This is a genomic window from Streptomyces sp. BL1, from assembly GCF_057628045.1.
In genome coordinates this window covers 7,801,862-7,828,223 of sequence record NZ_JBXYWZ010000002.1, presented here as the reverse complement: position 1 = coordinate 7,828,223, position 26,362 = coordinate 7,801,862, and the positions used below count along the sequence as shown (strand labels likewise).

Annotated in this window: 26 protein-coding genes; 19 read left to right on the top strand and 7 right to left on the bottom strand. The window is 70.1% G+C overall.

The window, feature by feature from the left end; translation table 11 throughout:
* Positions 1-101 precede the first annotated feature (101 nt).
* Both AC3AGO_RS34500 and AC3AGO_RS34495 read right to left on the bottom strand, forming a co-directional pair.
* A complete protein-coding gene (locus tag AC3AGO_RS34500; RefSeq protein WP_487824238.1) occupies positions 102-380 on the bottom strand; it encodes a hypothetical protein in 279 nt (92 codons plus the stop codon).
* A 169-nt stretch (positions 381-549) separates the two neighbouring features.
* On the bottom strand, positions 550-1,503 hold the full coding sequence (locus AC3AGO_RS34495; protein WP_487824237.1) for a LuxR C-terminal-related transcriptional regulator: 954 nt from the start codon (positions 1,501-1,503) through the stop codon (positions 550-552).
* A 325-nt stretch (positions 1,504-1,828) separates the two neighbouring features.
* Between AC3AGO_RS34495 and AC3AGO_RS34490 the strand changes: the two genes are divergently transcribed.
* From AC3AGO_RS34490 to AC3AGO_RS34455, 8 genes are all read left to right on the top strand, one after another.
* Positions 1,829-1,981, top strand: a complete 153-nt coding sequence (locus AC3AGO_RS34490) for a hypothetical protein (RefSeq protein WP_487824236.1) — start codon at positions 1,829-1,831, stop codon at positions 1,979-1,981.
* A gap of 67 nt (positions 1,982-2,048) precedes the next feature.
* Positions 2,049-3,089 carry a pyridoxal-phosphate dependent enzyme gene (locus AC3AGO_RS34485; protein ID WP_487824235.1) on the top strand — a complete coding sequence of 347 codons (1,041 nt, stop codon included), beginning with the start codon at positions 2,049-2,051 and terminating at the stop codon, positions 3,087-3,089.
* A 72-nt stretch (positions 3,090-3,161) separates the two neighbouring features.
* Positions 3,162-4,364 (top strand): ATP-grasp domain-containing protein, encoded by a 1,203-nt coding sequence (locus AC3AGO_RS34480; RefSeq protein ID WP_487824234.1) that lies wholly within the window; start codon positions 3,162-3,164, stop codon positions 4,362-4,364.
* A complete protein-coding gene (locus tag AC3AGO_RS34475) occupies positions 4,361-5,575 on the top strand; it encodes an MFS transporter (RefSeq protein ID WP_487824233.1) in 1,215 nt (404 codons plus the stop codon). Before AC3AGO_RS34480 ends, AC3AGO_RS34475 begins: the two co-directional genes overlap by 4 nt.
* Positions 5,568-6,800, top strand: coding sequence for an ATP-grasp domain-containing protein (locus tag AC3AGO_RS34470; protein ID WP_487824232.1), 1,233 nt, complete (start codon positions 5,568-5,570; stop codon positions 6,798-6,800). The genes AC3AGO_RS34475 and AC3AGO_RS34470 overlap by 8 nt, the downstream gene beginning before the upstream one ends.
* Positions 6,801-6,911: 111 nt before the next feature.
* Positions 6,912-7,919, top strand: coding sequence for an ATP-grasp domain-containing protein (locus AC3AGO_RS34465; RefSeq protein WP_487824231.1), 1,008 nt, complete (start codon positions 6,912-6,914; stop codon positions 7,917-7,919).
* Positions 7,916-9,238, top strand: coding sequence for a hypothetical protein (locus AC3AGO_RS34460; protein ID WP_487824230.1), 1,323 nt, complete (start codon positions 7,916-7,918; stop codon positions 9,236-9,238). Before AC3AGO_RS34465 ends, AC3AGO_RS34460 begins: the two co-directional genes overlap by 4 nt.
* 114 nt (positions 9,239-9,352) lie before the next feature.
* On the top strand, positions 9,353-10,024 hold the full coding sequence (locus tag AC3AGO_RS34455) for a class I SAM-dependent methyltransferase (protein WP_487824229.1): 672 nt from the start codon (positions 9,353-9,355) through the stop codon (positions 10,022-10,024).
* An 84-nt stretch (positions 10,025-10,108) separates the two neighbouring features.
* On the opposite strand, the gene AC3AGO_RS34450 is transcribed toward AC3AGO_RS34455, so the two are convergent.
* Positions 10,109-10,750, bottom strand: coding sequence for a TetR/AcrR family transcriptional regulator (locus AC3AGO_RS34450; RefSeq protein WP_487824228.1), 642 nt, complete (start codon positions 10,748-10,750; stop codon positions 10,109-10,111).
* Between the two features lie 133 nt (positions 10,751-10,883).
* On the opposite strand from AC3AGO_RS34450, the gene AC3AGO_RS34445 reads away from it, so the two are divergent.
* A complete protein-coding gene (locus tag AC3AGO_RS34445; RefSeq protein WP_487824227.1) occupies positions 10,884-11,513 on the top strand; it encodes an MSMEG_1061 family FMN-dependent PPOX-type flavoprotein in 630 nt (209 codons plus the stop codon).
* A gap of 32 nt (positions 11,514-11,545) precedes the next feature.
* Positions 11,546-12,451, top strand: a complete 906-nt coding sequence (locus tag AC3AGO_RS34440) for a PDR/VanB family oxidoreductase (RefSeq protein WP_487824226.1) — start codon at positions 11,546-11,548, stop codon at positions 12,449-12,451.
* Between the two features lie 23 nt (positions 12,452-12,474).
* Here the strand turns inward: AC3AGO_RS34440 and AC3AGO_RS34435 are convergent, their stop codons facing one another.
* Complete coding sequence (locus tag AC3AGO_RS34435; RefSeq protein WP_487824225.1) at positions 12,475-13,023, bottom strand: helix-turn-helix domain-containing protein; 549 nt, start codon at positions 13,021-13,023, stop codon at positions 12,475-12,477.
* A gap of 130 nt (positions 13,024-13,153) precedes the next feature.
* On the opposite strand from AC3AGO_RS34435, the gene AC3AGO_RS34430 reads away from it, so the two are divergent.
* Positions 13,154-14,413, top strand: coding sequence for a benzoate/H(+) symporter BenE family transporter (locus AC3AGO_RS34430; RefSeq protein ID WP_487824224.1), 1,260 nt, complete (start codon positions 13,154-13,156; stop codon positions 14,411-14,413).
* A gap of 255 nt (positions 14,414-14,668) precedes the next feature.
* On the opposite strand, the gene AC3AGO_RS34425 is transcribed toward AC3AGO_RS34430, so the two are convergent.
* Complete coding sequence (locus AC3AGO_RS34425) at positions 14,669-16,027, bottom strand: cation:dicarboxylate symporter family transporter (protein WP_487824223.1); 1,359 nt, start codon at positions 16,025-16,027, stop codon at positions 14,669-14,671.
* Positions 16,028-16,193: 166 nt separating this feature from the next.
* Complete coding sequence (locus AC3AGO_RS34420) at positions 16,194-17,360, bottom strand: mandelate racemase/muconate lactonizing enzyme family protein (RefSeq protein WP_487824222.1); 1,167 nt, start codon at positions 17,358-17,360, stop codon at positions 16,194-16,196.
* A gap of 111 nt (positions 17,361-17,471) precedes the next feature.
* On the opposite strand from AC3AGO_RS34420, the gene AC3AGO_RS34415 reads away from it, so the two are divergent.
* The 4 genes from AC3AGO_RS34415 (at position 17,472) to AC3AGO_RS34400 (ending at position 20,613) form a co-directional block, all read left to right on the top strand.
* Positions 17,472-18,155 carry a GntR family transcriptional regulator gene (locus AC3AGO_RS34415; protein WP_487824221.1) on the top strand — a complete coding sequence of 228 codons (684 nt, stop codon included), beginning with the start codon at positions 17,472-17,474 and terminating at the stop codon, positions 18,153-18,155.
* 202 nt (positions 18,156-18,357) lie between these two features.
* Positions 18,358-18,954, top strand: a complete 597-nt coding sequence (locus AC3AGO_RS34410; RefSeq protein ID WP_487824220.1) for a TetR/AcrR family transcriptional regulator — start codon at positions 18,358-18,360, stop codon at positions 18,952-18,954.
* Between the two features lie 136 nt (positions 18,955-19,090).
* On the top strand, positions 19,091-19,825 hold the full coding sequence (locus tag AC3AGO_RS34405; protein WP_487824219.1) for an NADPH-dependent F420 reductase: 735 nt from the start codon (positions 19,091-19,093) through the stop codon (positions 19,823-19,825).
* 80 nt (positions 19,826-19,905) lie between these two features.
* Positions 19,906-20,613: a nitroreductase gene (locus AC3AGO_RS34400; protein ID WP_487824218.1), complete on the top strand. Its 708-nt coding sequence runs from the start codon at positions 19,906-19,908 to the stop codon at positions 20,611-20,613.
* 102 nt (positions 20,614-20,715) lie between these two features.
* On the opposite strand, the gene AC3AGO_RS34395 is transcribed toward AC3AGO_RS34400, so the two are convergent.
* Positions 20,716-21,450: an AMP-binding protein gene (locus tag AC3AGO_RS34395; RefSeq protein ID WP_487824217.1), complete on the bottom strand. Its 735-nt coding sequence runs from the start codon at positions 21,448-21,450 to the stop codon at positions 20,716-20,718.
* A 178-nt stretch (positions 21,451-21,628) separates the two neighbouring features.
* Here AC3AGO_RS34395 and AC3AGO_RS34390 point away from each other — a divergent pair, with 178 nt between their 5' ends.
* The 4 genes from AC3AGO_RS34390 (at position 21,629) to AC3AGO_RS34375 (ending at position 26,254) form a co-directional block, all read left to right on the top strand.
* Positions 21,629-22,849, top strand: coding sequence for a PucR family transcriptional regulator (locus tag AC3AGO_RS34390; RefSeq protein WP_487824216.1), 1,221 nt, complete (start codon positions 21,629-21,631; stop codon positions 22,847-22,849).
* A gap of 133 nt (positions 22,850-22,982) precedes the next feature.
* A complete protein-coding gene (locus AC3AGO_RS34385; RefSeq protein WP_487824215.1) occupies positions 22,983-23,939 on the top strand; it encodes a MerR family transcriptional regulator in 957 nt (318 codons plus the stop codon).
* A 91-nt stretch (positions 23,940-24,030) separates the two neighbouring features.
* Positions 24,031-24,924 (top strand): dihydrodipicolinate synthase family protein, encoded by an 894-nt coding sequence (locus AC3AGO_RS34380; RefSeq protein ID WP_487824214.1) that lies wholly within the window; start codon positions 24,031-24,033, stop codon positions 24,922-24,924.
* A gap of 112 nt (positions 24,925-25,036) precedes the next feature.
* Positions 25,037-26,254 carry an MFS transporter gene (locus AC3AGO_RS34375; RefSeq protein ID WP_487824213.1) on the top strand — a complete coding sequence of 406 codons (1,218 nt, stop codon included), beginning with the start codon at positions 25,037-25,039 and terminating at the stop codon, positions 26,252-26,254.
* The last annotated feature ends 108 nt before the right edge of the window (positions 26,255-26,362 follow it).

Below are 26,362 nucleotides of genomic sequence, written 5' to 3'. Positions count from 1 at the left end.
CCGAAGGTGGCGGCGGGATTCCAGGAAGAAGGGGTGGCACAAAGCGCTCCTGGCACAACTGTGCCGAATGTGGAGGGCCGGACCGTGCTGAATCCGGAGTGTCAGGAGGGCAGCAGCGGGGAGCAGTCGGAGAGTTGCCAGCCGGCCAGGGACGGTTCGTCCACGAGGGTGCGCGCGAGGAGTTCCCGGCATTGTTCCCTGGCGGTGGCCAGTGTCGGCGCGCTCATGAAGAGCACGCCCCGGGCTCCGGCGCGGGAGATGTGGATGCGGGCGTGTTCCAGGGCTCCGTGCCCCTCGCCCGCACGCCACAGAGCGGAAATCAGCGCGTCCGACGCGATGGTGGTTTCCCCGGCGCCACGGCTCAGCAGAACATGGAACATGAACAAGGCGACACCTCTGCGGAAGTAGGGGGCGCGGTAGAGCGCATCCTATGCGTACGAAACCGATACGCAAGGCGCCTTCGCCCCGGAAATCATTGCCGCATGTTCCGTACGGTGGCCGCCATGTCCCGTGCGATGCCCGCCTGTTCGCCTTTCGCGGCTGTCCCCGTCACTCAGGGGAAAGAAGTCGCCTTTCGGAAGCGCGCCGGCCCAGCTGGAACCGGCTCTGTGCGCCCAGCCTGGCGGAAATCTCGGTGATCATGCGGCGTTCGGTGCGCAGCGAGATGCCGAGTTTGCGGGCCGACGCCTCGTCGGTGAGCCCCTGGGACAGGAGTCGCAGCAACTCCTTCTCCTGCGGGGTCACTTGGTCCTCGGCGGTCTGTTTGGGTTCCGCGATGGGGGTGGCCGCGTCCCAGACGTGGTCGAAGAGCGCGCAGAGTGCGGCGACCACGCCGGGTTCCCGCACGACGGTGGCCCCCTTGGAGCTGTCCTCGGGGTCGAGGGGCACGAGGGCCGCGGTGCGGTCCAGGATCTGGAGCCGCAGCGGGAGAGTGGGCGCCGTACGGGTTTCCGCGCCCTGTTCGGCCAGCCACAGGGCGTGGCGGAGGCTGTCGCGGTCGTTGCGGACGCTGTCGAGGTAGACGGTCTTCAGCGTGACGGAGCCGGCGAGCAGCGTCTCGGCGAGGGGGCGGCTGGCCGCGCGGTTCTCCGCGGTCTGGGGGCCGCCGGGGGCAAAGGAGAGTGCCTCTGTCCGTGTGGTGGCGACGAGTTCGTCGAGCCGTACGCGTACGGCTTCGAGGCTGGTGAGCCGTTCCAGGGCCTGACCGCTTTCGCCGGAGTACTCGGCCTCGTACTCCATGGCCAGCCGGGCGGAGGCCAGCTTGATGTCCTCGATCTCCTGCTGTTTGCGGGCCAGTTCGGCCTGCCGTTCGGCGAGGACGACCTGGAGGGCGGCCTGCGGGCTGACGGGGAGGAGCGTGTCGGGGTCCTGCCAGGAGCGTCTGATCAGCATCAGGTCGGCGAGGGCGTCGAGGGCCCTGCGGACCTCGGGTTCTCCCAGTCCGAGCGTGTCCGCCAGCTCGGCGACGGTGCTGCCCGGCTTCCGCAGGAGAGTGCGGTACACGGCGTCTGTGGCGCCCTCCAAACTCCACGAGTCCAGCACCCTTGCTCCCCCAGCGACACGATATTGGCGTACTTCGCAGGCATTGTCAGCCGAAGGGGGCGCCCGCGCAAGGCTGATCGCGGCGCCCGCGGCCCATCTCCCTGCCGGTATGGGCATGTTGGTGGCGTTTTGACTTCTGTGTCGGCCTCCTGGTGGCTCCTCCCTGTGGGCACAGTTGTGCCAGGGGCGCTTTGTGCCACCACGTTCTGCTGGAATCCGGCTGCCGCATTCGGCAAGTATCTGAGCTGTCCGGCACGGAACAGATCATGAAATGGGAGTTTCCGCCATGCGCCTCAGAGTGCTCTTTCGTTCCTTCGTGGTAGCGGCCGTCGGTGCGGTCGTGCTTTTCTCCGGTGCGCAGCACGGCGGTTCCGCCGACTTCCAGGCGAAGGAGCTGCCGAGGGTGACGGATTCGCAGGACGACCTCGGCTGGCAGTGACCATCCCGTAACGCCCCGACGATCCTCCCCTGCCCTCCCAGGGCCTTCTCGGACGGAAAGAGCCGCCGTGTACAGAACATTCGCCGAAAAGCTGGCCGAGCCCGATCTCATAGATCTCGGAAACGGAATCCACGTCCTCCGTTTCGAGGTCATGAAGGTGACGTCGGTCTACGCGGCGGTCAAGGATCTGCTGGCCCGCGGTGTGATATCGCCGGGGCAGACCCTGGTGGACAGCTCCAGCGGCATCTACGGTCACGCGCTCGCCCTGGTCTGCCGTGAACTGGGGCTCAAGTGCCATGTCTTCGCCTCCGTGGCGGTGGACGCCGCGATCAGGACGCAGCTGAAATACCTCGGCGCGACCTACGAGCAGGTGCCCTCCAGCGGAGACGGCGGCCTCAAGCACGACCAGGAGACCCGGGTGCGGCTGGTCCACGGCTATCTGCGCGCGAACCCGGACGCCTACTGGATGCGGCAGTACCACGACGACGTGCACTACGTGGGGTACGAGCGCGTGGCGCGCTCCCTCGTCTCCGAACTGGGCACGGACGGGATCACGTTGGTCGGCGGGATCGGCACGGGCGCCTCCACCAGCGCGATGAGCCGCTATCTGCGGGCTGCGTGCACCGGCGTACGGGTGGCCGGCATCCAGCCGTTCGGCAGCCGCTCGTTCGGCTCCGAGTCGGTGCCGCTGGACGGGTTCATCATCGCCGGAATCGGCAGCGGCATCCGCTTCGACAACATCGACTACAGCGCCTACGACGACATCCACTGGCTCGACTTCGACGTGTCGGCGGCGGGCTGCCGCCATCTGCTCTCCACCACCGGCGTGTTCGCCGGACTCTCCGCGGGCGCCGGCTGGCAGGTCGCACGCCATCTGCGGGACACCGAGCCGGACGGCGGGCCGATCGTCTTCCTGGCGGCCGACCCCGGACACCGCTACGTGGACACGGTGTTCCCGCCGGACGGGCCGCTGGTGGCAGACCCGGCGTACCGGCCGCGGGTGATTTCGGAGCTCACCGACATCGCGGTGCCCTGGTCCACGATGAGCTGGGCCCGGCGGCCGTACAGCGTGGAGGACGACCTCCCGGTACTGGCCCTCCAGAACTGAACCGCCCCTCCCCCGCTTTCCCCGCCTCTGCCCCGCCACGGCTTTCCGCCGCGACTCCCCCAAGTGACACGCATGCAACGTGAGGCCGCCTCCATGACCCATATCGCCGTCATCAACTACGGTGCCCAGCACGACTATTCCGCCATGCTCCCAGAAGTGGCGGAGAACCTCCACGTGTTCAGCCACAACGAGCTGGCGAACACGGAGAAGTTCGCCCTCTACGAACACGTGGAGGACTGCGAGCACGTTCCGTACGCGGAGCTGCGGATCAGACAGCTGGCGCGGAAGCGGCCTTTCACGCACCTCATCACGGACAACGAATACGACCTGGAACGCGCGGCCCGCATCCGGGAAAGCCTGGGAATACCCGGCCAGTCGCAGCAGAGCGCGCTGTCGTTCCGCGACAAGGCGGTGATGAAAGAAATCGCCGGACACGCCGTCGCCACGCCGCACTTCGCCCGGCTGGAGACGTTCACCGATCTCACGGACCTCATCGCGGACAACGGATATCCGGTTGTCGTGAAGCCGGTGAAGCAGGGCGGTTCGCGGGACATCACGGTGCTGCGCGGCGAGGAGGACCTGCTCGCCTTCAGCCGACGGCACTGGCGCGACGACCTCATGGCCGAGGAGTTCGTCGAGGGCGACATGTACCACGTGGACGCGGTACTGGCCGAGGGCTACCGCTTCGTCTCCTCGTCCCGCTATCTGCGCAGCTGCCTCAGCGTGCTCTCCGGGCAGAACAGCGGCTCCATCCAGCTGCACCCGCGGGACAAACTCGCCCAGCGGCTGGAGGAGTTCCTCGACCGGATGCTGGAGATCTTCGACACCCCGCCGGCTGCCGCCTACCACCTGGAGGTCTTCCACACCGCCGAGGACGAGCTGGTGCTGTGCGAGGTCGCCTCGCGCGCCGCGGGCGCCGGCATTCCGGCGATCACCCGCACCACGTACGGCGTGGACCTCCACACCACATGGCTCCGGCTCTCCTGCGGGCTGCCCGTCAACCCGCCCCCGGCCGGCCCGCCCGCCGTGCTGCACGGCTCGGTCGGCATCGTGCCGCAGGGCCGCCCCGTACGGCCGCCGGAGCGGCTGCCCTTCGAGTGGGTGGCGCACTACAAGGTGAACGAAGCGCTCCCGCTCGGCGCGACGCCGCAGAACAGCACGTCGAACCTGTGCTTCGTGATCGTGCGCGGCGCCTCCTCCGACGAGGTCGAACAGCGCCTGCTGGAGGCCGAGTCGTGGATCCTGGAGCACCTGACCGAGGTGCCCGGCTCGTGAACGCGTGGCGCCAGATGTCGGCGACCGGACGCACCCTGCTGACAGCGGTGCTCCTCACCGGCCTCACCACGTTCATGTTCCTGCCGCTGCTGGCGATCCAGCTCACCGGGCAGGGCATCCCCGCGGGCAGGACGGGCTTCCTGGTGGGGCTGCTCGCCTTCTGCGGGCAGGGCTTCTCCCTCGTGTGCGGGCTGGTGGTCGACCGGTACGGCGCACGGTCCGTCATGACGGCGGGCTTCGCGCTGCGCGTCGTCGGCTACGTACTGCTGAGCTTCGGATTCGGCACGGGCACGGGCAGCGGAACCGAGACCGTACCGCTGGTGGCGGGCATCGTCGCCATCGGGACCGGCGGGTCGATGCTCGGCCTGTCCATCAAGACGCTGCTGGTACGGGAAGACGGCGTCGGACAGCGCGACATGCTCGCACTGCGCTCCACGTTCGTGAACTTCGGCGTCGTCCTCGGACCCGCGCTGGGGGCCGCGGTCTACCCGCTCGGCTTTGACTACATCCTCGCGGCGTGTGTGCTCTCGCACGTGGTGCTCGGCGTACGCCTGGCGCGCGGGCGGGCCGGTTCGGTTCCGCGGCCGGCGGCGGCAGCGGCCGGGAAACCCGCCGCCGAGGCGCCCGTTCCCGACGGCCCGAGCTGGGCCCGCTGGCACTGGGCGCCGCTGTCCCTGCTCGGCGTCGCGTACTGGGCGATCTACAGCCAGCTCAACTCGATCCTTCCGATCACCGCGAGCGAGATGACCGGCAGCACCGCGGCGATCTCCGTCGTCTTCACCCTCAACGGCGTGCTCGTGGTGCTGTGCCAGTACACGCTGCTGCACCGCGTGTTCCGCCGGGCGGCCACCCGCACCCTGCTCGTCGTCGGGTTCCTCGCGTTCGCCTGCGCGTACACGGTCCTGGTGCCGCTCGCCGGCTGGTACGGGCTGCTGCTGTTCGTCCTGCCCGTCACCCTCGCCGAGATGCTCATCGGCCCCGCGCTCGACGAGCAGGCGCTCAAGGCGAGTTCGCTGCGCCGTACCGGGCTGGCACTGGGAGCGATGAGTGCGGCCGGGGCCTGCGGCAGCCTCCTCGGCTCCGGCATGGGCGGCTATCTGCTGGAGACCCTGCACGGCGGCAGCGAGGTCTGGCTGACGATCGCCGGGCTGTCCGTCGCGGCCGCCGCTTCCTGCTTCCTCCTACCGAAGGTGCACACGCAGCATGCCTGAGACAGCCAACACAGCCCCCTCGTCCGAGACCCCCGGGACAGCCGGAACATCCGGGCCGCAGCCCACCGTTGTCCTGCTCAACCCTCGCGACCGCGTCGTCACCGCCGCGCAGGCGCTGGGCGCCACGATGATCGTCGTGGCCGACCCGGACCAGCCCGCGCCCGAAGAGGCGCCCGGTACGGTCCTCACCTCCCCGTGGACCACCGACCCCGAGGACCTCGTACGCCGGCTCCGGGCGCTCCGACTCCCCGCCCCCGTCGCCTGCTTCGGCTTCGGCGAACTGGGCTGCGCGGTCTCCGCCGTGGTCAACCGCAGCATGGGCTGGCCCGGAAATCCGCCCGAAGCCATGGAAGCCTTCAAGAACAAGGCAGCACTGCGAGCGGCCGTCGGCGACCGCGCCGGCACGCCCGTGGCACACGCCGTGTGCGGGGCGAAGGACGAGATCCTGCCCGCCACCGACAGAATCGGCTTCCCCTGCATCGTCAAACCGGTGGACGGCACCGGCAGTTCCGGAGTGCGCCACCTGGCCGGCCGGGACGAGGCCGAGGCGTACGTGGCCGGGCTCGACTTCCACACCCCGCACCTGGTCGAGGAGTTCCTCACCGGTACGGAGTACAGCGTGGAAGCGATGAGCTCCCCGGACGGACACCGGATCCTCGCCGTCACCGAGAAGTCCACCACGGGCGCGCCGCACTTCGTGGAGACCGGCCACACGCTGCCCGTACGGCTCGGCCCTGCCGACGAGGAAGCCGTCACCGCGCTGGTCACCGCCACGCTGGAGGCGACCGGCTACCGCTACGGCCCCTCGCACACCGAGGTGATGCTCACCTCCGAGGGGCCCCGGCTCATCGAGTCGCACGGCCGCCCCGGCGGCGACCGCATCAGCGACATGCTCGATCTCGCCCTCGGCGAGGACGTGTTCGGGCAGCCCATGCGCGACGTCTTCGGCCTGCCCGTCCCCGCCGCGCCCACCCGCAAGCGGGTCGCGGGCATCCGGTACGTCACCTTCGACACCGGGCAGCCGATGCCGGAGATCGACACGGCCCCGGTCGCCGCGCTGCCGGGCATCACCGAGGTCCATCTCCTCGTACCGGCGGGCGAATTCCCGCCCGCCGTCTCCAAGTCCGGCAGCCGGCACGCCTTCGTGGTCGCCGTCCGCGACACCCGCGAGGAGCTGGAGCCCGCCCTCGCCCGCGCCGTACGCGCCCTCACCTCGTCGTCCTGAACGAGCCCGTCCCGCACGAACGAGCCCGTACCGAACGAGTCCGAACCGCCCCGCCCCGTCCCGAACAGGCCTGCCCCGCGGGCCTGTTCCCTCCACCGCAAGAGGTTTCCCTTGTCGTACAAGATCCTGATCCTGGTGTCCCAGGCGGAGAAGTTCGAGCTCGACAACCACTCGATCATCCCCAGCGCGCTCTACCGCGAGGGCCACGAGGTGTACGTCGGCGACGTCGACACGCTCAACGTGCACGACTCCGTCGTGGTGTGCGACCGGGTCAAGCTCACCGAGGAGTACATCGCGGGCGCGGACTTCCCCTCGCTCAGCGAAAGCTACGCCTCCGCCGAGGAGTTCGACCTCGTCTGGGTGCTCGCCAGCACCCACCCGGAGGCGCTCACCGACCACTTCCAGCTGCTGTGGCTGCTCAACCAGCGCGTACCGTTCGTCAACGACGCCTCCGCGCTGTTCTACCTCAACTCCAAGAGCACCCTCAGCGCCGCGGTGCCCGCCGAGCACCTGCCCACGTCCTACGTGTCCAACGACTTCGACCAGCTGACCCGCCTGCTGGAGTCGGACAGCGACCGCACCTGGGTGGTCAAGCCGACCAACGACGGCATCGGCGCCGACGTCTACTTCCTCAACGCGACCGAGCGCAACCGCTCCGCGCTGCTCCAGTCCGCCACCGGCAACGCCACGCCGCGCTACGGCAGATACGGCCGCGACATCATCGGGATGGCCAAGCGCCACACCACACTCCAGGAGTACATCCCGCATGTGCGCACCAACGAGAAGCGGGTGATCATCGCGGGCGACGTCCCGGTGAGCGGCTTCCGCCGCTTCCACCCCGACAACGACGACCGGGCCAACGTCACCCTCGGGGCCAAGTTCGAAGCCCTCACCCTCACACCGGAGGAGGACGACTTCGTCCGCACCCTCGGCAAGCGCATGACGGAGCTCGGCATCTTCTACTCGGGCATCGACCTGGCCTATCCGTACGTCATGGAGTTCAACCTGGTGAACCCCGGCGGCCTCAGCTACGCCCTCCAGGCCACCGGCGTCGACGGCTCCTCCGAGGCCGTCAACACCGTACTGGCCGCCCTGCGCACCGCCGGGAAGCTGTCGTGAGCGCCTGGCGGCTGGACCCGCGCGCGGTGGCGGCGTGGTCGGACTTCGCCCGCACCCCGCAGGCCGGCCCCGACCGCACACGGTTCCTGGAGCGCCTCCACCGTCCCGACTGGCGGAGCATGTATCCGCCGCAGTTCCTCACCGAGTCCGCCGCCGGTGAACTGGCCGGCGTCGGGGTACGCCTCGCCGAGCTCGTATCCGGCTTCCCCCGGCGGGTGTTCGGCGACGACTTCGCGGCCTGGGCCCGCTGGCTCGGCGTGCCCGACGAGGACGCCGGCCTGATGTGCGCCGCGCTGGACTCCCCGCGACTGCGCCGCGCCGCCACCGCCATCATGCGCCCTGACCTGCTGGTGACCGCCGACGGTCTGAAGCTGGTCGAGATGAACGTGGCCGCCTCGATGGGCGGGACCAGCACCCTCGACCCGTACGCGGCCGCCGCCGAGGACTCCGCCTACAACGGGTTCCTCCAGGAGCGCGGCCTGAAGCTCCGGGGCCCGGGCATGGCGGCGGTGTGGCGGGAGATGTTCACCGGACTGGTACGTCCGCGCGGCGACCGCCCGCTGCGCGTGTTCGAGGCGGTCGCGGACCCCTCCGACGTCGACTCCGGCCGCCGGTTCTTCGTCGACATGATCCGCTCCATGGGCCACGAGATCAGCTGCGGGCTCGTCACCGACCTCCAACTGACCGGCGAGGGCGCGTACTTCGAGGGCGACCGCGTGGACGTGGTGGTCACCATGTACACCTGGCACGAGTCGAAGGCCTTCGTCCCCCCGGCGTGCACCCGCGCGCTGATGGACCTCGACACGGCGGGAGCGCTCGACTTCATCGGCTCCCCCGCCGCCGCGCTCTACGACAACAAGGCCAACCTGGAGCTGCTCACGGCACCGGAGTTCGGCACGTACCTGAGCGACGACGAACGGGAATGGGTACGGGCCCACATCCCGCGCACCTTCCGGTTGCGCGAGGAGACAGCCGCCCGCGCCATCGCCGGTCGCGAGGACCTGATCTGCAAGCCGGCCTCCGCGTTCGGCGGCAAGGGCGTCGCGTTCGGCTCCGCCATGGACGAGACGGAATGGAGCACACTGATCCGGGAACGGCTGGCCGACCCGCAGGAGCGCCATGTGCTCCAGCAGCGGCTGCGCCCCGAGGTCGTCGAGCTGCCGGGGATGACGCCGTCCGCCCGCGAAGTGCTGCTCGCACCACTGGTGTTCGCCGGCCGCCACGGCGGAGTCTTCCTCCGCGAGGCCCCGCCCGCCGCCGACTCGACCATCAACGCCAAGAACGGAGCCGAGGTCGCCGCGGTACTGACCCTCGCGTGACGCCGGCCCCCTCGCCGTACGATGCTTCGGCACCGTACGGCCCCGGTGCCCTTCCCTTTTGCTGTTCCGGCAAGCTTTCTGGCGGCCCTCCGGGGGCGGGTGCACCATCGCGGCATGAGCACCCATGACGAGCACCGCCACCAGATGACCGAAGACGAAGCAGCCGCCATGTTCGAGCCGCACGGCTGGGACGAGCGGTACGAGGCCGCCGAGGAGAAGTTCTGGAGCGGCGACCCCAATCCGCGGCTCGTCGCCGAGGCGGCCCGGCTGACTCCCGGCAGCGCCCTCGACGTCGGCTGCGGCGAGGGCGGCGACGTGATCTGGCTGGCCCACCAGGGCTGGAGGGTCACCGGCGCGGACTTCTCCGCCAACGGCCTGGCACGCGCCGCCAAGCACGCGGAGGAAGCCGGGGTCGCCGACCGGGTCGACTGGTGGCAGGTCGACGCACGGACCTTCGCGGCGGACGAGCGGTCGTACGACCTGGTCACGTGTCACTACCTGCACGCCCCGGACGGCGGGATGGTCGAGGTGACCCGCCGGCTGGCCGACGCCGTCGCACCCGGCGGGCATCTCCTCGTCGTCGGCCACACCCCGTCCGAGGAGTTCGCCGATCTGTCCGTGAGCCATCGCAAGGCCATGTTCCTCGCCGAAGAACTGCTGCCCGGCCTCCCGGAGGACTTCGAGGTCCTGGTCGCCGAACAGCTGCCGCGGAAGCTGAACCGCAACGGAACCGCCATCGAGGCCCACGACTCCACCCTCCTGGCCCGCCGCCGGGCCCAGTCCTGACCCGTACCCAGTCGCTGCCGCGGACCACTCCCCGCGGCAGGTGCCGCCCGCCCGCGCGGCGGTCCCGCGCGGGCGGACTCGGCGTCAGTTCCCGGGCGCCGTAGGCGGGTTGCCCGTCAGATAGCTGGTGAGCATGGTGACGAGTTCGTTCTCGAACCGCGTGGCGTCGATGTCGCCGGGCCCCGCCATCACCCTGTGCACCACCATTTCCACCGTGGAGACGACGAGCCGGGCGGCGACGTCGATGTCCGCGACCCGTACGTCCGGATGGTTCCGGAGGAGTCTGCGGGTGGAGGCGATCTGCCGGAGCTCATGGCGGGCGACCCGCTCCAGCAACTCCGGTGCGCGGGGCCCCTGTTCCATCATCACGCGGAGCAACTGCGGATCGTCGCGGTGGTTCTCGACCGCTCCCCGTACGTAGAGGCCCATGACGTTCTCGATGGACTCCGACAGCAGTTCGTCCTGGTCCGGCGGGGCCGCGGCCATCCCGGCATCGAGGTGGCGGGTCAGCAGCTCGACCAGGATCGCGTCCTTGTTCGGGTAGTACTGGTAAAGGGATCCGATCGACACCCCGGCCCGTTCCGCGATCCGGTTGGTGGTCCCCGCCGCGTACCCGTGGTCGGCGAAAACGCGAGCAGCGGCGTCGAGGATGCGCTGCCGGGTGAGCTCGGCCCGGACCTGACGGGGCTGTTTACGTGGGTGAAGTCCGCGGCGGCCGGACGTCATGGCACCTCCTGCAGGGTCCGTGAAAGCGAGTAGCGCACGACCTGAGTAATTGCTCACAATAGTGCGATGAACTGCGGCGATGCCGGGCCGAGTGTCCGCAGCCGCATGCCGTCACCCGTTTTCAGGAGGTGCCATGACGCATGCCCCGACGCGTCCTCGCCGGGTCTCTGCGGACGAGGTCCGGGCCCGGCTCGGGCAGCCGGAGCCGATGGTCGAGGGGAAGGTGAAGGACCGTATCGACGACTGGTTCCGCCGCTTCATCGCCCACTCGCCGTTCTTGATGATGGCCACGGCGGACGCGGCCGGGCGCGCCGACTGTTCGCCCCGCGGCGACTATCCGGGCTTCGTGAAGGTCCTCGACGAGCACACCGTCGCCCTCCCCGACCGCCCCGGGAACAAGATCGCCGACTCTTTCCGCAACCTCGCAGAGAACGACGGCGTCGGGCTGTGCCTCCTGGTCCCCGGCATGCGGGAGGTCCTGCGCATCAACGGCAGCGGCTACGTGACCGACGATCCCGATGTGCTGGCCCGCATGCGTACGGAGGCGAAGCAGCCGGAGTTGGCGATCGTCGTCGAGGTGGCCGAGGCGTACTTCCACTGCGGGCGGGCGCTGATCCGCTCCCGGCTCTGGGACCCGGACAGCCAGGCGCTCGCCGAGGAGATGCCGTCGATCGGTGAGATCGCGGCCGCGCAGTTCGGCGCCGGCGGGGACCCCGAACTGTTCGAACAGGTTCTGGAAGACGGCTACCGCAAGCTCTACTGACCAGGCCGCACCGGCAGACAGAGGAATCACCGATGCAACAGACCGTCGTCGAGCACATCGACCGGGTCGCCCAGGATGTCGCCGCCGTCACCCTGCGCGCCGCCGCCGGGGAGTTGGCGCCCTGGGAACCCGGCGCCCATATCGACCTGTCCCTGCCCAACTGGCTGACCCGGCAGTACTCGTTGTGCGGGGACCCGGCCGACCGGGACGCCTATCGCGTCGCCGTGCGGTACGACCCGCTCAGCCGGGGCGGCTCGGAGTACGTCCACCGTTTCCTGCGCCCGGGCCGCACCCTGGACGTCTCCCTCCCCCGCAACCACTTCCCGCTCGTTCCCGCACCGGGGTACCTGTTCCTCGCCGGCGGGATCGGGATCACGCCCCTGCTGCCGATGCTGCGCGCGGCGGTGGCCGCCGAACTTCCCGCGACCATGCTGTATTTGGGGCCGTCGGTGGACAGCATGCCCTTCGCCGGTGAACTGCGCTCGTACGGGGACCGGGTGCGGATCGTGGAGACCGGACGACAGGGCAGGCCGGATCTCGAAGCGCTCGGGGCCACGCTGGAGGCCGGCACTCAGGTCTACTGCTGCGGTCCCGCGACCATGCTGGCGGCGGCCGAAGCGGCGTTCCCCGCAGGGCAGTTGCACGCCGAGCGGTTCCAGCCGGTGGCCCGGACCTTCGGCCCCGACACGGCGTTCGAGGCGGTCTGCTCCCGGTCCGGGGACACCGTCGCCGTACCGGCCGACGAGTCACTGCTCGACGCCCTCGCCCACGCCGGACGTCCCCTCCCCTCCGGGTGCCGAGAAGGCGTCTGCGGCAGCTGCGAAGTCACCGTCCTGGACGGCGAACCGGAGCACCGCGACGACATCGGCGCCCCCGAGGGCCGCATGTACGCATGCGTGTCCCGGGCCCTGTCCCCGCGGCTCGTCCTCGACCTCTGAACTGCTCGTTGCGCACCCGAACGTCACGAAGCGTCCTTCGGGTAGCGGACGAAGAGGATGCCCTGGACCTCGCCGTCCGGTGCGCTGTAGGTGTGCGGGGCGTCGGCCGGCCAGTGGGCGTGGCCGCCGGGGCCGGCCGTCTGCGGCGCGTCCGGCGGGCCGACGACCGCCGTGCCGGACAGCACCATCAGGCTCTCCGTGGTGTGCGGGACATGCGCGGCCGACTCCTGGGTCGCGCCCGCGGCGATGGTGACGCGGAAGACATCGGTGGCCGCGCCTTCGTCCTCGTACCGCTCCAGGAGGACCGCGGTGACGGCGGCGCCGGAGACTCCGCCGGCGCCCTTCGCGACAGCGGGGACCGGATCGTCGAGGACGGCGCTGAGCGGGCAGCCGAGCACGGTCGTCAGGGCGTAGAGCGTTTCCAGAGTGGGGTTGCGGCGGCCCGTCTCGAGTTCCGAGAGCGTGCCCTTGCCGACTCCCGAGCGGCGCGAGAGCTCCGACAGGGAGAGGCCGCCGTCCTGCCGCAGCTGCTTCAGCCTGCGTCCCACCTCGTCGTTCAGATCCTGCCCCAAGGTCTCGACTCCTTCTCCGAGCTCGGCGCTTTGACGTGCCGCCACCTGCGTCTCTAGTGTTCCACAAACAGAACGTTCCGTTTACGGAACGCCTGGAGTCTGTCCCGCCCCCTCCGGAAGTGATGCCCGCATGTCCCCGCTCGCCCGCATACGCGCGACCGCACCTCCCTCGGCCGTGGCGGCGGGGCTCGTCGCGGTCACCGTCGGCGTGACCAGTACCGCTGCCCTCGTGTTCACCGCGGCGCGGGCCGCGGGGGCTGACGCGCGGGAGATCTCTTCGTGGATGCTGGCACTCGGCGTCGGGATCGCCGTGACCAGCGCGGGTCTGTCGCTGCGGCACAAGGCTCCGGTCGTCACCTCGTGGTCGACGCCGGGAGCCGCGCTCCTCGTCACGAGCCTGAGCGGGGTGTCCATGGCGCAGGCCGTGGGCGCGTTCGTGTTCAGCGGCCTGCTGATCATGGCGAGCGGTCTGACGGGATGGTTCGCGCGGATCATGGACCGGATTCCGGTACCGCTGGCTTCGGCGCTGCTCGGCGGTGTGCTCCTCGAGTTCGGGACGGGGCTCTTCTCCCAGATGGGCGGCAGTTTCGCGATCGCGTTCCCAGTGTTCGTGCTGTATCTCCTCGCGCGTCGGCTGCTGCCCCGTTACGCCGTCCTCATCGCGCTCGGCGGCGGAGTCGTCGCCTCCGTCCTCACCGGCGGCTGGCACCTGGAACGGGTCCGACTCTCGCTCGCGCAGCCGGTGTTCACGGCTCCCGAGCTGGACTGGAAGGTGCTGATCAGCGTCGGCGTGCCGCTGTTCGTCGTCACCATGGCCTCGCAGAATCTGCCGGGGGTCGCCGTGCTGCGCGGGTCCGGCTACGAGGTGCCCGTCTCGTCCGCCATGACGTGGACGGGTGCCGTACAGGCGGTGCTCGCGCCGTTCGGCGCTTTCGGCATCAACCTCGCGGCGATGACCGCCGCGATCTGCACCGGCGACTCGGCCCACCCCGACCGGCAGCGCCGCTACCTCGCAGCCGTATGGGCGGGCGTCTTCTACCTCTGCGTCGGCCTGCTCGGCGCGACCGTCGCCTCGCTGCTCACCGCGATGCCGCACGCGCTCGTCCTCGCCGTCGCCGGGGTCGGGCTGCTCGCCACGATCGAGGCGTCCCTGGCCAGTGCCCTGTCGGACCCCGCGTCCAGGGAGGCGGCCGTCGTCACCTTCCTCGCCACGGCCTCCGGTGTGACGCTGCTCGGCATCGGCTCCGCGTTCTGGGGACTGCTCGCGGGCGTACTCACCAGCGTCATCGCGTCGGCGGGACGGCGCCGCCGAGCCGGCGCATCCACGCCCGCGCCGGCCCCGCAGCCGGCCACGGCAACCTCGCGCACACCGGAGCGAACCTCCGCGTGAACACCGGCGACGCCGGGACCGCCGCGCCCTCATCGGCCCCGGCCCCGCGTGCGGCCGGCCCCTGCCGAAGCCGGGCCGGCCGCGCCCGCTCCCCACCGACGAACCGCTCGCCCTCCGCCTCCGGTTGGAACGCCACGTCCCAGGCCCACGCCCCGGCCCGGATCGCCCGGGGCGCAGCCGCACGGCCGCCAAACAGGAGGCGTTCGGCGGGAGTTCGGCGATCGCCAACGCCCGGATGTGAGCGCGGTGGAGCGGTCAGGTGTCGGCGCCGACCTTGGGGGTGTCGGCGTCGGCCGCCGCTCGGGGAGGTGCCGTGCCCGTCTTGCCGGGACGGAGTACGGAGCGGGCCTGCTCGGTGTCGAAGTCGTTCTCCCATTTGCCGATCACGATGGTGGCGACGGCGTTGCCGAGCACGTTGATGAAGACACGGCCCTCGTTGAGGATGCGGTCGATGCCGACGATCAGGGCGAGGGCGGCCAGGGGAATGTGGCCGACAGCCGTGATGGTGCTGGCGAGGACGATGAACGCGCCGCCCGCGATGCCCGCGGTGCCCTTACTGGTGAGCATCATGACCCCCACCATGATCAGTTGCTGCTGCCAGGAGAGGTCGACGCCGACTGCCTGGGCCAGGAACAGCGAGGCCATCGTCAGATAGACCGCGGAGCCGTCCAGGTTGAAGGAGAACCCGGAGGGGATGACGATGCCGACCACCGGCCGGCCGACCCCGAGGGTCTCCAGCTTGCGCACGAGTTGCGGCAGTACGGCTTCGCTGGAACAGGTGCTCAGCGCGACGAGCAGTTCGTCCTTGAGGAAGCGCATCAGGCCGAACAGGCTCAGCCGGCAGGCACGCATGATGGCGCCGAGTACGACCAGGACGTAGACGACGCAGGTGCCGGTGAACAGCAGGATCAGATAGCCGAGTTGCTGGAGGCTCTCGGCGCCGTAGGTGGCGACCGTGGTCGCCAGCGCGCCGAAGGTGCCCAGCGGTGCCAGCCGCATCACCCAGCCCACGATGCGGAACACGACGTTGGACAGCGCCCGGATGCCGCGGGTCAGCGGCGCGGCGTCCTCCCCGGCCATGTTCAGCGCCACGCCGAAGACGATCGAGACCATGAGGGCGGCCAGGATCGCGTCACCGGTGATCGCGCCCAGCAGTGAGGTGGGGATCAGCGAGGAGACGAAGCCGGTGAAGGTGGCGTGTTCCTCGGCGGTGTCGGGTACGTGGTCCGCGTTCAGCGTCGAAGGATCGATGTTCAGACCGGCGCCGGGCTGGAAGACGTTGGCAACCGCCAGGCCGATCAGCATGGACACCAGGGACAGCACGAGGAAGTAGCCGATCGCCTTCACACCGATCCGGCCGGCCTTGCGCAGGTTGTCCATGGAGGCGATGCCGGTCGTCACGACGCAGAAGATGACCGGGACCACGATCATCTTCACCAGCGCGATGAACCAGTCGTTGAGCGGCTTGAGTTGCTCTCCGACGCCGGGGGCGAGGACGCCCACGGCTATCCCGAGGACCGCGGCCAGCACGACCTGGAACCACAGTTCACGCAGCAGACGGTTCAACCGGGACCGTGGCGCCCGGTCGGCAACGGCAGGGGTGGAACTTGTCATCGGTGGTGCTCCTTTGCACGACGATCGTCTGTAGCCCTGTCCCGTGGGGGAGTTCGGGGACGCGACGCGACTCGCGTCCTCTTGGTGTCGTTGTCGTGGCGCTCGGATGGAGCTGCGCCGATGGCCGGAGGCACACCGCGTCAACGGGCCTCCGGCCTCGTACGGGTCAGCTGTGGAGCTCGCGCAGCACCTTGTGGAAGGCGGCCTTGCCCTCGAAGCCGATGCCGGGGATGCCGGTGAGGCCGACGCGGCTCTTCTCGACGACCGCGTCGTCGGCGAAGCCGCCGGTGGGCTGGAACTCGCCCGGGTAGGACTCGTTGCCGCCGAGCTTGAGGGCGGCGGCGATGTGCAGGGAGAACTGGTGGCCGCCGTGCGGGACGCAGCGGCGGGAGGACCAGCCGTGCTGCCGCAGCATCTCCTGGATGCGCAGGTATTCGACCAGGCCGTAGGAGAGCGCGGGGTCGAACTGGAGGGTGTCGCGGTCGGGGCGCATGCCGCCGTGGCGGATCAGGTTGCGGGCGTCCTGGAGGGAGAAGAGGTTCTCGCCGGTGGCGATGGGTCCGGTGTAGTGCTCGGCGACCGTGGCGTTGAGGTGGTAGTCGAGCGGGTCGCCGATCTCCTCGTACCAGAACAGGCCGTACGGCTCGATGGCCCGCCCGTACTCCAGCGCCGTGGCGAGGTCGAAGCGGCCGTTGACGTCGACGGCGAGCCGGGAGCCGTCACCGTCCAGGACGTCGATGACGGCCTCGATGCGGCGCAGGTCCTCGGACAGGTCCGCGCCGCCGATCTTCATCTTGACCACGTCGTAGCCCAGGTCGAGGAAGCCGCGCATCTCGTCCTGGAGATCGGTGAGGGTCTTGCCCGGGGCGTAGTAGCCGCCGGCCGCGTAGACGAACACCGAGTCGTCGGGCTGGCCGTCACCGTAGCGCTCGGAGAGGTACTGGTAGAGCGGCTTGCCCTCGATCTTGGATGCCAGGTCGAACAGGGCCATGTCCACCACCCCGACCGCGACCGAACGCTCGCCGTGTCCGCCGGGCTTCTCGTTGCTCATCATCACGTCCCACGCCCTGGCGTGGTCGAAGCGGCCCTGCTCGTCCAGGAGACTGCCGGGCTCGGCAGCGGTCAGGCGGGGAAGGATGCGGCGACGCAGGATCTCGCCCGCGCTGTAGCGGCCGTTGGAGTTGAAGCCGTAGCCCACGACGGGCTTGCCGTCGCGGACCACATCGCTCTCGATCGCCACGATCGAGCAGTCCATGGAGCTGAAGTCGATCCAGGCGTTCCTGATCGAGGAGCTGATCGGAACGGTGCCCTCGTAGACGTTGGTGATCTTCACGTCGGCGCCTCTCTCGTAACTTATAAGATGTGACGGCTGTTAGAGTCAGGCGCATCAGAGGGCGATGTCAAGGGGTGGGGGAACCTCCGGGAAGGGGACGGTCGCAAGGCCATGGCGAGTCAGAACACGTTTCTCAGCAAGAGCGATCTCGCCTACGCGGAACTCCGGGGCCAGATCCTCGACGGGTCGCTCCCCGCCGGCTCGCGCCTGGCCCAGTACGAGCTCGCGGACTCGCTCAGCATGAGCATCACCCCCCTGCGCGAAGCGATCAGGCGCCTGAGCAGCGAGGGACTGCTCACCGTCGAAACCCACCGCGACGTCCGCGTCTCCACCATGAGCTCCGACGAAGCCCGCCAGCTCTTCGAAGTGCGGCTGTCGCTGGATCCCACCGCCGCCGAACTCGCCGCGCAGCGGCGCACGGACGACGACATCGCCACCATGCGGGCGGCCGTCGACAGGCTGCTGCCCGTCACCCGGCAGTGGGGCGAGGAGGCGCTCACCGCTCACCGCGTCTTCCATCAGGCGCTCTACCGGTCCTCGCGCAACGACGTCCTCATCCGCCTCCTGGACGATCTGTGGGACAAGTCCGACCGCTACCGCCGCCTCGGCCTCGAACTCCCGCCCGGCGACGAGCCCCGCACCCGCGACCTCCAGGAACATCACCAGCTGGTCGACCTCATCGAGCAGCAACAGGCCGCCGAGGCCGGCCGGCTGATGCGAAGTCACATCACCCACAGCCTCAACGCCACGGCCATCAGCGCCCTCGAAGACCGCGAGGGCGTCCGTACGGCGTGACGCGCCGCTGGATGTCCGGCTGACGTGCTGACGTGGCCTTCTTCGGTGTCGTGTGACCAGGTGTGCCGGTCCTCGTGCTGTCCCGGCACGGACGAGCAGCCGTCACGGGTTGACCGGAGGCCGCCTCCGTTTTACTGTCGTATCCATACGGAGTCAGCCTCCGTTTTTCGTGACCGGCAGAACGCAGGAGACAGGCGGGCGTATGAGCGACAAGGGGCAGCAGGGGCGTAAGCCCCGCGCGGACGTCCAGCGCAATCGCGCGGCTCTCCTGGAAGCGGCGCAGCACCACTTCCTGCGGGAGGGCGTCGGTGCCTCGCTGGAGGCGGTGGCCAAGGAGGCGGGTGTCGGGCCCGCCACGCTGTATCGGCACTTCCCCACCCGGGAGGCACTGCTCGCCGCCGTGCTCCAGACGCGCTCCGAGGAGCTGATGGACCGCCGGGCGGAGATCGCGCGGCTCGGTGACGCCTCCGAGGCGCTGCGGCAGTGGCTGCGGGCGATGGAGGAGTACTTCAGCGCCTTCAGCGGACTGCCGGAACCGCTCATGGCCGCGGCCAGGGAGCGGGAGCCGGACAACCCGCTCACCATTCCCTGCGACGACCTCATCACCACCACCGACGAGTACCTGCGGGCCGCTCAACTCGCGGGCCATGCACGGCAGTCGGTAAAGGGCTACGACCTGTTCCTCGCGGCGATCTCCACTGCCTGGATCATCGGCAACGGAGCCACCGACGAAGAATCACTCGACCACCTGCGCGCTCTCATCGAGAGCGGATACCGCGAACAGGACAGCGGGGAGTAGGCCACCGGCCGCTCTCCTCACAGCCGGACGCCGGCGCCGCCGGTCATGTCCGCGGTGTCGCATGCCCGCGTGCAGTCATCCATCACACCCTGGCCACCCCTTCAAGGGGGAGGCGCAACCCTGAGAGGGACAAATCATGAGAATTGGTGTTATCGGAACCGGACCGATCGGGACGACGCTGGCGCGCAGGCTCAGCGCCGGCGGGCACGACGTCGCGGTGGCCAACTCCCGGGGCCCCGAGACGATCGATGCCGAGGCGCTGGAGTTCGGGGCGCACGCGGTGACCGCGGCCGATGCCGTTCAGGGCAAGGACGTCATCGTTCTGTCCATCCCGTTCGCACGAATCCCGGCGGTGGCGCCGCTGTTCGCCTCCGTACCCGGCGAGACCGTGGTCATCGACACCTCCAACTACTTTCCCCACCGGGACGGCGCCATCGAAGCGGTGGACAACGGCCAGGTGGAAAGCGTGTGGGTCACCGAGCAGTTGGGGCGGCCCGTGGTCAAGGCGTGGAACGCCGTGCTGTCACAGACGCTCCAGGCCGGGGATGCTCCGGCGGGCACCCCGGACCGCATCGCGCTGCCGGTCGCGGCCGACTCCGAGGAGGCGCGGCGTGTGGGCATGCGTCTGGTGGACGAAACGGGCTTCGACCCCTTCGACGCCAGCGTGCTGGCCGGCTCCTGGCGCCAGCAGCCGATGATGCCCGCCTACTGCACCGAACTGGGCCTGCGGGACCTGGAGAAGGCCCTCGACTCGGCCGACCGGGACGCGGCCCCGCGCAACCGGGACCGCATGCTGCAGCGCGTCCTCGAATTCACCTCCCCGCCCACGCGGGAGCAGCTCGTCGAGCTCAACCGCTCCGTCCACCGCTGACACACACTGCCGCGCTCTTCAACAACCCCGTGAGACACACCGCGCCCACGGGAACCGAACACCCTTGAAAGGAAATCGTTTTGCCCGCCACAGCTTCGCCCATCACCGACGTCGTGCGCTCCCGGTACTCCGTCCGGAAGTTCCACCCCACCCCGCTGCCCCCTGAGGAGATCCGCGGCATCCTGGAAGACGCTCAGGCCGCCCCGTCGAACTGCAACACCCAGCCCTGGACGGTGCACGTCGTCTCCGGTGCGGCGCGCGACGCCCTGAGCAAGGAACTCCTCAAGGCCGACGAGGAGGAGCGGTTCTCCCCCGACTTCTCCTTCAGCTACGACGACTTCGGCGAGGGCGCCTACCTCGACCGAGCGCACAACCACGCCGCGACCGTGTACGGCGCTCTGGGGATAGCCCGCTCGGACCGGGAAGCCAGGACCGCGCACGCCCGGGAGAACCTGAACTTCCACGGAGCCCCCCACGCCGCTTTCCTCTTCATGCCGAAGTTCGGCGACGGCGTGCGGGTGGCCGGTGACATCGGCATGTACGCCCAGAACTTCCTGCTCTCGCTGGCCGCCCGGGGACTCGGCGGCATCCCGCAGACCATGCTCGGCATGTACGCCGACACCATCCGCGAGTTCCTGGACGTTCCCGACGACCTCAAGCTGCTGTTCGGCATCTCCTTCGGCACAGCCGACCTGGACGCTCGGGAAAACAGCTTCCACATGGGACGCACCGCGCTGGAACAGAGCGTCGTCCTGCACGACACCCCTGGGATCCTCGACGCGCAGTAGCGCGTGCCCGCCGAAGTCCGGTGTCCTGCCACCGCTTTGGCCACGCCCTTGGGGGCCGTCGAGGGGGCTCATGGGGCGGCCTCGGTGGCTGCGGCGAGGAACTCAGCCCCGGACCGGGGCGACGGCCGGCTCGGCCCACTCGTCGAGTGCGGTCGCCGGGGCGGGCGTTCGCCCCACGGGCAGACAGGCTCCTGTGACGATCACCGCGTTGAGGCCGCAGGTCTGACCGGCGGAGGAGAACGCCGGTAGCCGCCCCGGGGCGCCGTCCGCGGCTGTCTCCTCGAACAGCATTCCGGCGGTCAGCGCCGCTTGCCGGCGCAGCATGCCGTGGCCGAGTGCGGTGTCCTGGGGGCCGTCCACCATGTCTCCCGTCCAGACCATGACGGCCGGGTCGCCGTCGGCGCGCTCGACCACACCGGGGTGCCGGGGCCAGAGGGCCACCTGGTCGAGGAAATCGGGGCCGACCGGGATGAGCGTCGTGTCGCCCGTGGCGGCTTCCTGGGCCCACATCGTGTCGGGCGAGGTGAAGACAAGCCGTGCGCCGCAGGCGTCGCCGTGGGGCCACACCGCGTACGACCGCGGCCGGGGGTACATCGGCACGACAACCGCCCCGGCGCGCAGAGCACCGAAGTAGAGGACGGGAAAGGCGGGGACGTTGGGCAGCCGCATCCCCACTCGGTCGCCGGGGCGCACCCCGTGGGCCAGCAGCGCGCCGGCCGCCCGGGCGCTGCTCTCGTCCAGTTCGGCATAGGTCAGGACTCTCCCGTCGGCCCGTACCGCCGGCCGCTGGGGGTATTGCTCTGCTGCTTGCGCCAGGTCAGTGGCGAGGTTGCTCACGTCGGTCCGCTTTCGTGCACGCTGGTCTCGGCTTGACGCGACGATCCTCGCGACAGGGGCGCTCCGGACACCATGTCCGGGGCGACAAGGTCTTCTGTACGTGCCGACAACGACCTGACCGCTACTCGGGAGTTGGCGGACTCCGGAGTCCGCGCTGCCCTACCCTCACCCTGTGCACGTGACAACATCCAGACACCGGGTGGCCGAGCTGGCCGTGGCCCTGAGGGACAGACTCGACGCCATCGCCACGGCGATGGCCGAACTGACCTACGAGAACATCGAGTTCTACCGGACCATGGTCGTGGGCCCGGAGGACCTGTTCGCCTCCCTGCGCCACAACACCAAGCACACCATTGAGCACCTGGCCGATCCCGCGTCGTCGGCGATCGATCTGGCCGGACCCACCGAGACCGGCCGGAAACGCGCCCTGCAGAACGCACCGCTTCCGGAGATCCTGCGCGCCTACCGTCTGTGCTTCCGCTACTTCTGGGAACAACTCCTCGATGAGGCACGGAGGGTGGGCGGCGACGCGCCCGACGCGCTCATGGAAACGGCGTCGCACATCTGGGAGCTGTCCGACACGTATTCCACGGCCGTCACCGACGCCTACCGGCAGACCTGCGCGGAGCGGATGGTGGAGACGGACCGGCGCCGCTCAGCGCTGGTCGCCGAGCTGATCGACGGGCCGTCCTCGACCAGCGACACGGTCTGGGAGGTCGCCCGCATGCTCGGCTTCCCGTACCAGGGGACGTTTCTCGTCGTGACCGCCGAGGCCGCCACTGCCGGTGATCCGCCACTGCCGGGGCTGGACAGCCGGCTGCGCGCCCTCGATGTCGGATCGGCGTGGCGGGCGCAGCCGAGTTCCGAGACGGGTGTGCTCTCCTGCCCTCCGCTGCAGCCGGTGGAGAAGATCCTGGACGCCGTCCGTTCCGTCGCGAAGGGCCGCGTGGGCGTGAGTCCGCTCTACGACCGGCTCGACCAGACGAGCCGGTCGCTGCGGTACGCACAGGTCGCGGCGGAATCGCTGCCGCCGGAGTCGGCGGGGGTTCACCAGCTCGACGACACGCCGTTGACGGAGCTGGTGATGAACAATCTGGAAACCACCCAGCGCGCCGTGCGCCGCATTCTCGGCGGCGTGCTCTCGCTGCCCGAGGACGATCGCACGACGCTGCTCGCGACCGCCCGGGCGTGGCTCGAGGCGAACGGCTCGGCGGCCGAGGCGGGACGGGCTCTGTACTGCCACCAGAACACCGTCCGCTATCGCATGCACCGCCTCGAGGAGTTCCTGCGCGGCCCTCTCGACAATCCGAAGATCGTCGCCGAACTCTCCATGGCACTCGACGCCGTGGGCACCTTCCCCACCCTCCTGGAGCGCCACCAGGTGCCGCCCGGCCCCTGAGCGCCGGGGCCGAGCCGTACGGGCGGAACCGGGCACGTCCGACTGCCGCCGAAGAGCATCGCGCTGCCGCTTCCTCAAAGTGCCTTGACCTTAACCTCAGGGGCAAGGTTTAGCGTTCTTCGAGGTGAGAGACATGCGGATCGGCGAACTGGCCGACAGGGCAGGCGTGACGACGAAGGCGGTGCGCTACTACGAATCGTTGGGGTTGCTGACCCCTGAGCGGCTGGCCAACGGCTACCGGAACTACGACGCGCACGACGTGCGGCTCGTACAGGAGATCCGGGCACTGAGCGACCTCGGAATCCCCGTGGAGCGCACCCGCCCGTTCCTGGACTGCCTCACGGTCGGCCATGAGCACGGCGACGACTGCCCGGCCTCACTGGCCGGTTACCGGGAGGCGATCGACGAGCTCTCGCAGCGCATCGCGGGCCTCACCGCCCGACGGACCACGCTGGTCGCGCACTTGCAGAAGGCCGCCCACCGCAACAGCCGTGTCGCACCGGCCGACGGAGGAGAAGACCTGATGACGGATTACACGAGCCTGCCGGCCGATCTGCCCACGCCACAGGACGACGGCGCGGCCGCCCACTTGCCCGGCACGCCGGTCCCGCACCTGGAACTGCTCAGCAGCGGGGAGGTGACGGTTCGGCTCGACGCGCTCGGTGAGGGCCGGACCGTGGTGTACGTCTACCCGCTCACCGGCCGCCCGGGCACCGACCTGCCCGAGGGGTGGGACGCCATTCCGGGAGCGCGGGGCTGCACCCCCGAGGCATGCGGATTCCGCGACCACTACCAGGAGTTGCTGGCCGCCGGAGCGGTGCGCGTGTTCGGCCTGTCCAGCCAGGACACCGGCTATCAGCGCGAGGTCGTCGAACGGCTCTGTCTGCCCTTCGAGATGCTCTCCGACCCGTCCCGCAACCTGGCCCGTGCACTGGACCTGCCCGTCTTCGAGATCGGCGGGATGACGCTCTACAAGCGGCTGACGCTGGTCATCCGCGAGGGCGTGATCGAGCACGTCTTCTATCCGGTCTTCCCGCCGAACGAGCACGCCGACGAGGTTCTGACCTGGCTGCGGAACAACCCGCTGTAGGCATCGAAGAAGCAGCGGCCGCTGTCACCGGATACGGCAGCAACCTGCTCCCCTCTCTGCACACACCCCTAGAGCCATCAAGGAGAAGTCCATGTTCACCGGCCTGAGTGCCTTTCCGCTGACCCCGGTCACCGAAGACGGCATCGAGGAGAAGGCGTTCGCCGCTCTGGTCGGCCGACTCGCCGCCGCCGGCGTCGACTCCATCGGGGCCCTGGGCTCCACGGGGTCCTACGCCTACCTGACCCGCGAGGAGCGGGCCCGCGCGGCGCGCGTCGCGGTGCAGAACGCGGGGTCGACCCCGGTCGTCGTGGGTATCGGCGCACTGCGCACGCGGCACGTACTGGAGGTCGCCGAGGATGCCCAACAGGCGGGTGCGGCAGGGGTGTTGCTGTCGGCGATGTCGTATCAGCGGCTGACCGAGGACGAGGTGTTCGGGCTCTTCGAGGACGTCACGGCGAACCTCTCGGTGCCGCTGGTGATCTATGACAACCCGGGCACCACGCACTTCACGTTCACCGACGAGCTGTACGCGCGGGTGGCCGAGCTGCCGCACGTGGCGTCCATCAAGATCCCCGGTGTGCCCGCCGATCCCGCGGCTGCCCGGACCCGCGTCGAGGAGCTGCGGCAACTCCTGCCCGGAACGGTGACGGTGGGCGTCAGCGGCGACGGCTTCGCGGCGACGGGGCTCAACGCCGGGTGCGACGCGTGGTATTCGGTGATCGCCGGTACCCTCCCCGAGCCGGCGCTGACGATCACACGGGCCGCACAGTCCGGAGACGCCGAACGGGCCCGGGCGGAGTCGGAACGACTCCAGCCGCTGTGGGACCTCTTCGCCCGGCACGGATCCCTGCGTGTCATCGCCGAGGCCGCAGCGCACCTCAGCCTCACCCCGCCCCACAGCCTCCCGCTGCCGCTGCGCGGCCTCGGAGCCGAGGACCGCTCCCAAGTCGCGGACGTACTCGAACAGTTGCGGCTGCACGCGTGATACCGACAGCGAGCACACCACCGGCCCCCGGGCGCGATGCCCGCGGGGCCGGTGTGTGAGCAGCCGCCCCGACGACCCCCTGCCCGGCACACACCCTCGGAGACGTACGGCCATGAGCAAGGTGACCAGCGAGCACACCGCCGTCACGCCGCAGAGCCGGGGTGGTCTGGCCCGCTACGTGACGGCGGCGACCCTGGCCCGCACCTCCGACGGCGGCGCGGTGGTGGCGATCGTGCTGCTGGTGACCACCGACGGCGGCCCCGGCTGGCTGGCCGGCCTGCTCGGCGCCTGCATCACCGCGCCCCACCTGCTGGGCCCCTTCGTCGCCCGGCCCCTGGACACCGCACGCGACGGCCGCACCGTGATCGCCGGAGCCTGCGTCGTACACGGCGTCACCCTCGCGGCAGCCGTGCTCCTCTACCCCCTCACCACCCCGGTCGTCACCGCCGTACTGCTGATCGCCTCCGGGCTGGTGGGCCCGCTGCTCACCGGAGGCGTCAGCAGCCGCCTGCCTGCCATCGCCGGTGAAGGGCGGGAGCGCCAACGGCGCGCCCAGGGCTGGGACGTGGCCACCTACGGCATCGGCGGCACCGTCGGTCCCACCGTCGTCGCCGCCGTCTCCGCCTGGACCTCGCCCCTGACCGCCGCGCTGGTGCTGGCGGCAGGGACCTTCCTGGCCGCCGCCGTGATCCGCTTCCTCCCCTACGCCCCGCCCCCGGCCGCCGCCGCCGACGTACCCCGTCCCGGACGCACGCTCCTGGGGATCCTCACCACCGGCCCGTTGCGCCGCACGCTGTACTTGACCCTCACCGTCGCGTTCAGCGTCGCCGCCCTGCCCATCACCGCCGTGGCCGGCACCGGCGCTCTCGGCGTCGACAGCGCGGCCGCCGGCGTACTCACCGCGGCCTACGGCCTGGGCAATCTCGCCGGCTCCGCCGGGGTGATGATCCGCCCGGCGCGCGGAGACGCGGACCGGCTCATGACCCGGCTGGCCGCCGTGGTCGCGGCCACGCTCGTGCTCATCGCCGTCACCCATTCGTTCACGCTCGCCGTGGCCGCCTACGCGGCGGCCGGGATCGCCAACGCGTACTTCTTCGCCGCCACGCTCGCCGCCCGCAGCGAGTACGCGCCCGACGCCGCCCGCGGCCAGATATTCGTCTGGGTGGGCGCATTGAAGATCACAGCCGGGTCGGCGGGAACGGCGGTCGCCGGAAGCATCATCGGCACTGCCCTCAGCCTGCCCTTGATCCTCGCCATCGCTCTCACTATCGGCAGCGCGGCGCTCTCCCTTCTGGACCGCCACCGCCTCGATCCCCGGCCGGAGTCATGACGCGACCGCGGCGGGCCTGCCGATGCGAGCACCGGGCGTTGCGCAGGCGACGGTCCTGAGCCGTGTCGTTCTTTCGGCCGAGCCCGCGGAGGCGCGCCGTCCGTAGGC

Coding starts and splice junctions, on each gene's coding strand:
- AC3AGO_RS34430 (WP_487824224.1), top strand. CDS start 13,154: ATGTCCCCGCTCGCCCGCATACGCGCGACCGCACCTCCCTCGGCCGTG.
- AC3AGO_RS34415 (WP_487824221.1), top strand. CDS start 17,472: ATGGCGAGTCAGAACACGTTTCTCAGCAAGAGCGATCTCGCCTACGCG.
- AC3AGO_RS34405 (WP_487824219.1), top strand. CDS start 19,091: ATGAGAATTGGTGTTATCGGAACCGGACCGATCGGGACGACGCTGGCG.
- AC3AGO_RS34450 (WP_487824228.1), bottom strand. CDS start 10,750: ATGACGTCCGGCCGCCGCGGACTTCACCCACGTAAACAGCCCCGTCAG.
- AC3AGO_RS34410 (WP_487824220.1), top strand. CDS start 18,358: ATGAGCGACAAGGGGCAGCAGGGGCGTAAGCCCCGCGCGGACGTCCAG.
- AC3AGO_RS34455 (WP_487824229.1), top strand. CDS start 9,353: ATGAGCACCCATGACGAGCACCGCCACCAGATGACCGAAGACGAAGCA.
- AC3AGO_RS34500 (WP_487824238.1), bottom strand. CDS start 380: ATGTTCCATGTTCTGCTGAGCCGTGGCGCCGGGGAAACCACCATCGCG.
- AC3AGO_RS34385 (WP_487824215.1), top strand. CDS start 22,983: ATGCGGATCGGCGAACTGGCCGACAGGGCAGGCGTGACGACGAAGGCG.
- AC3AGO_RS34380 (WP_487824214.1), top strand. CDS start 24,031: ATGTTCACCGGCCTGAGTGCCTTTCCGCTGACCCCGGTCACCGAAGAC.
- AC3AGO_RS34440 (WP_487824226.1), top strand. CDS start 11,546: ATGCAACAGACCGTCGTCGAGCACATCGACCGGGTCGCCCAGGATGTC.
- AC3AGO_RS34490 (WP_487824236.1), top strand. CDS start 1,829: ATGCGCCTCAGAGTGCTCTTTCGTTCCTTCGTGGTAGCGGCCGTCGGT.
- AC3AGO_RS34480 (WP_487824234.1), top strand. CDS start 3,162: ATGCAACGTGAGGCCGCCTCCATGACCCATATCGCCGTCATCAACTAC.
- AC3AGO_RS34445 (WP_487824227.1), top strand. CDS start 10,884: ATGACGCATGCCCCGACGCGTCCTCGCCGGGTCTCTGCGGACGAGGTC.
- AC3AGO_RS34375 (WP_487824213.1), top strand. CDS start 25,037: ATGAGCAAGGTGACCAGCGAGCACACCGCCGTCACGCCGCAGAGCCGG.
- AC3AGO_RS34470 (WP_487824232.1), top strand. CDS start 5,568: ATGCCTGAGACAGCCAACACAGCCCCCTCGTCCGAGACCCCCGGGACA.
- AC3AGO_RS34425 (WP_487824223.1), bottom strand. CDS start 16,027: ATGACAAGTTCCACCCCTGCCGTTGCCGACCGGGCGCCACGGTCCCGG.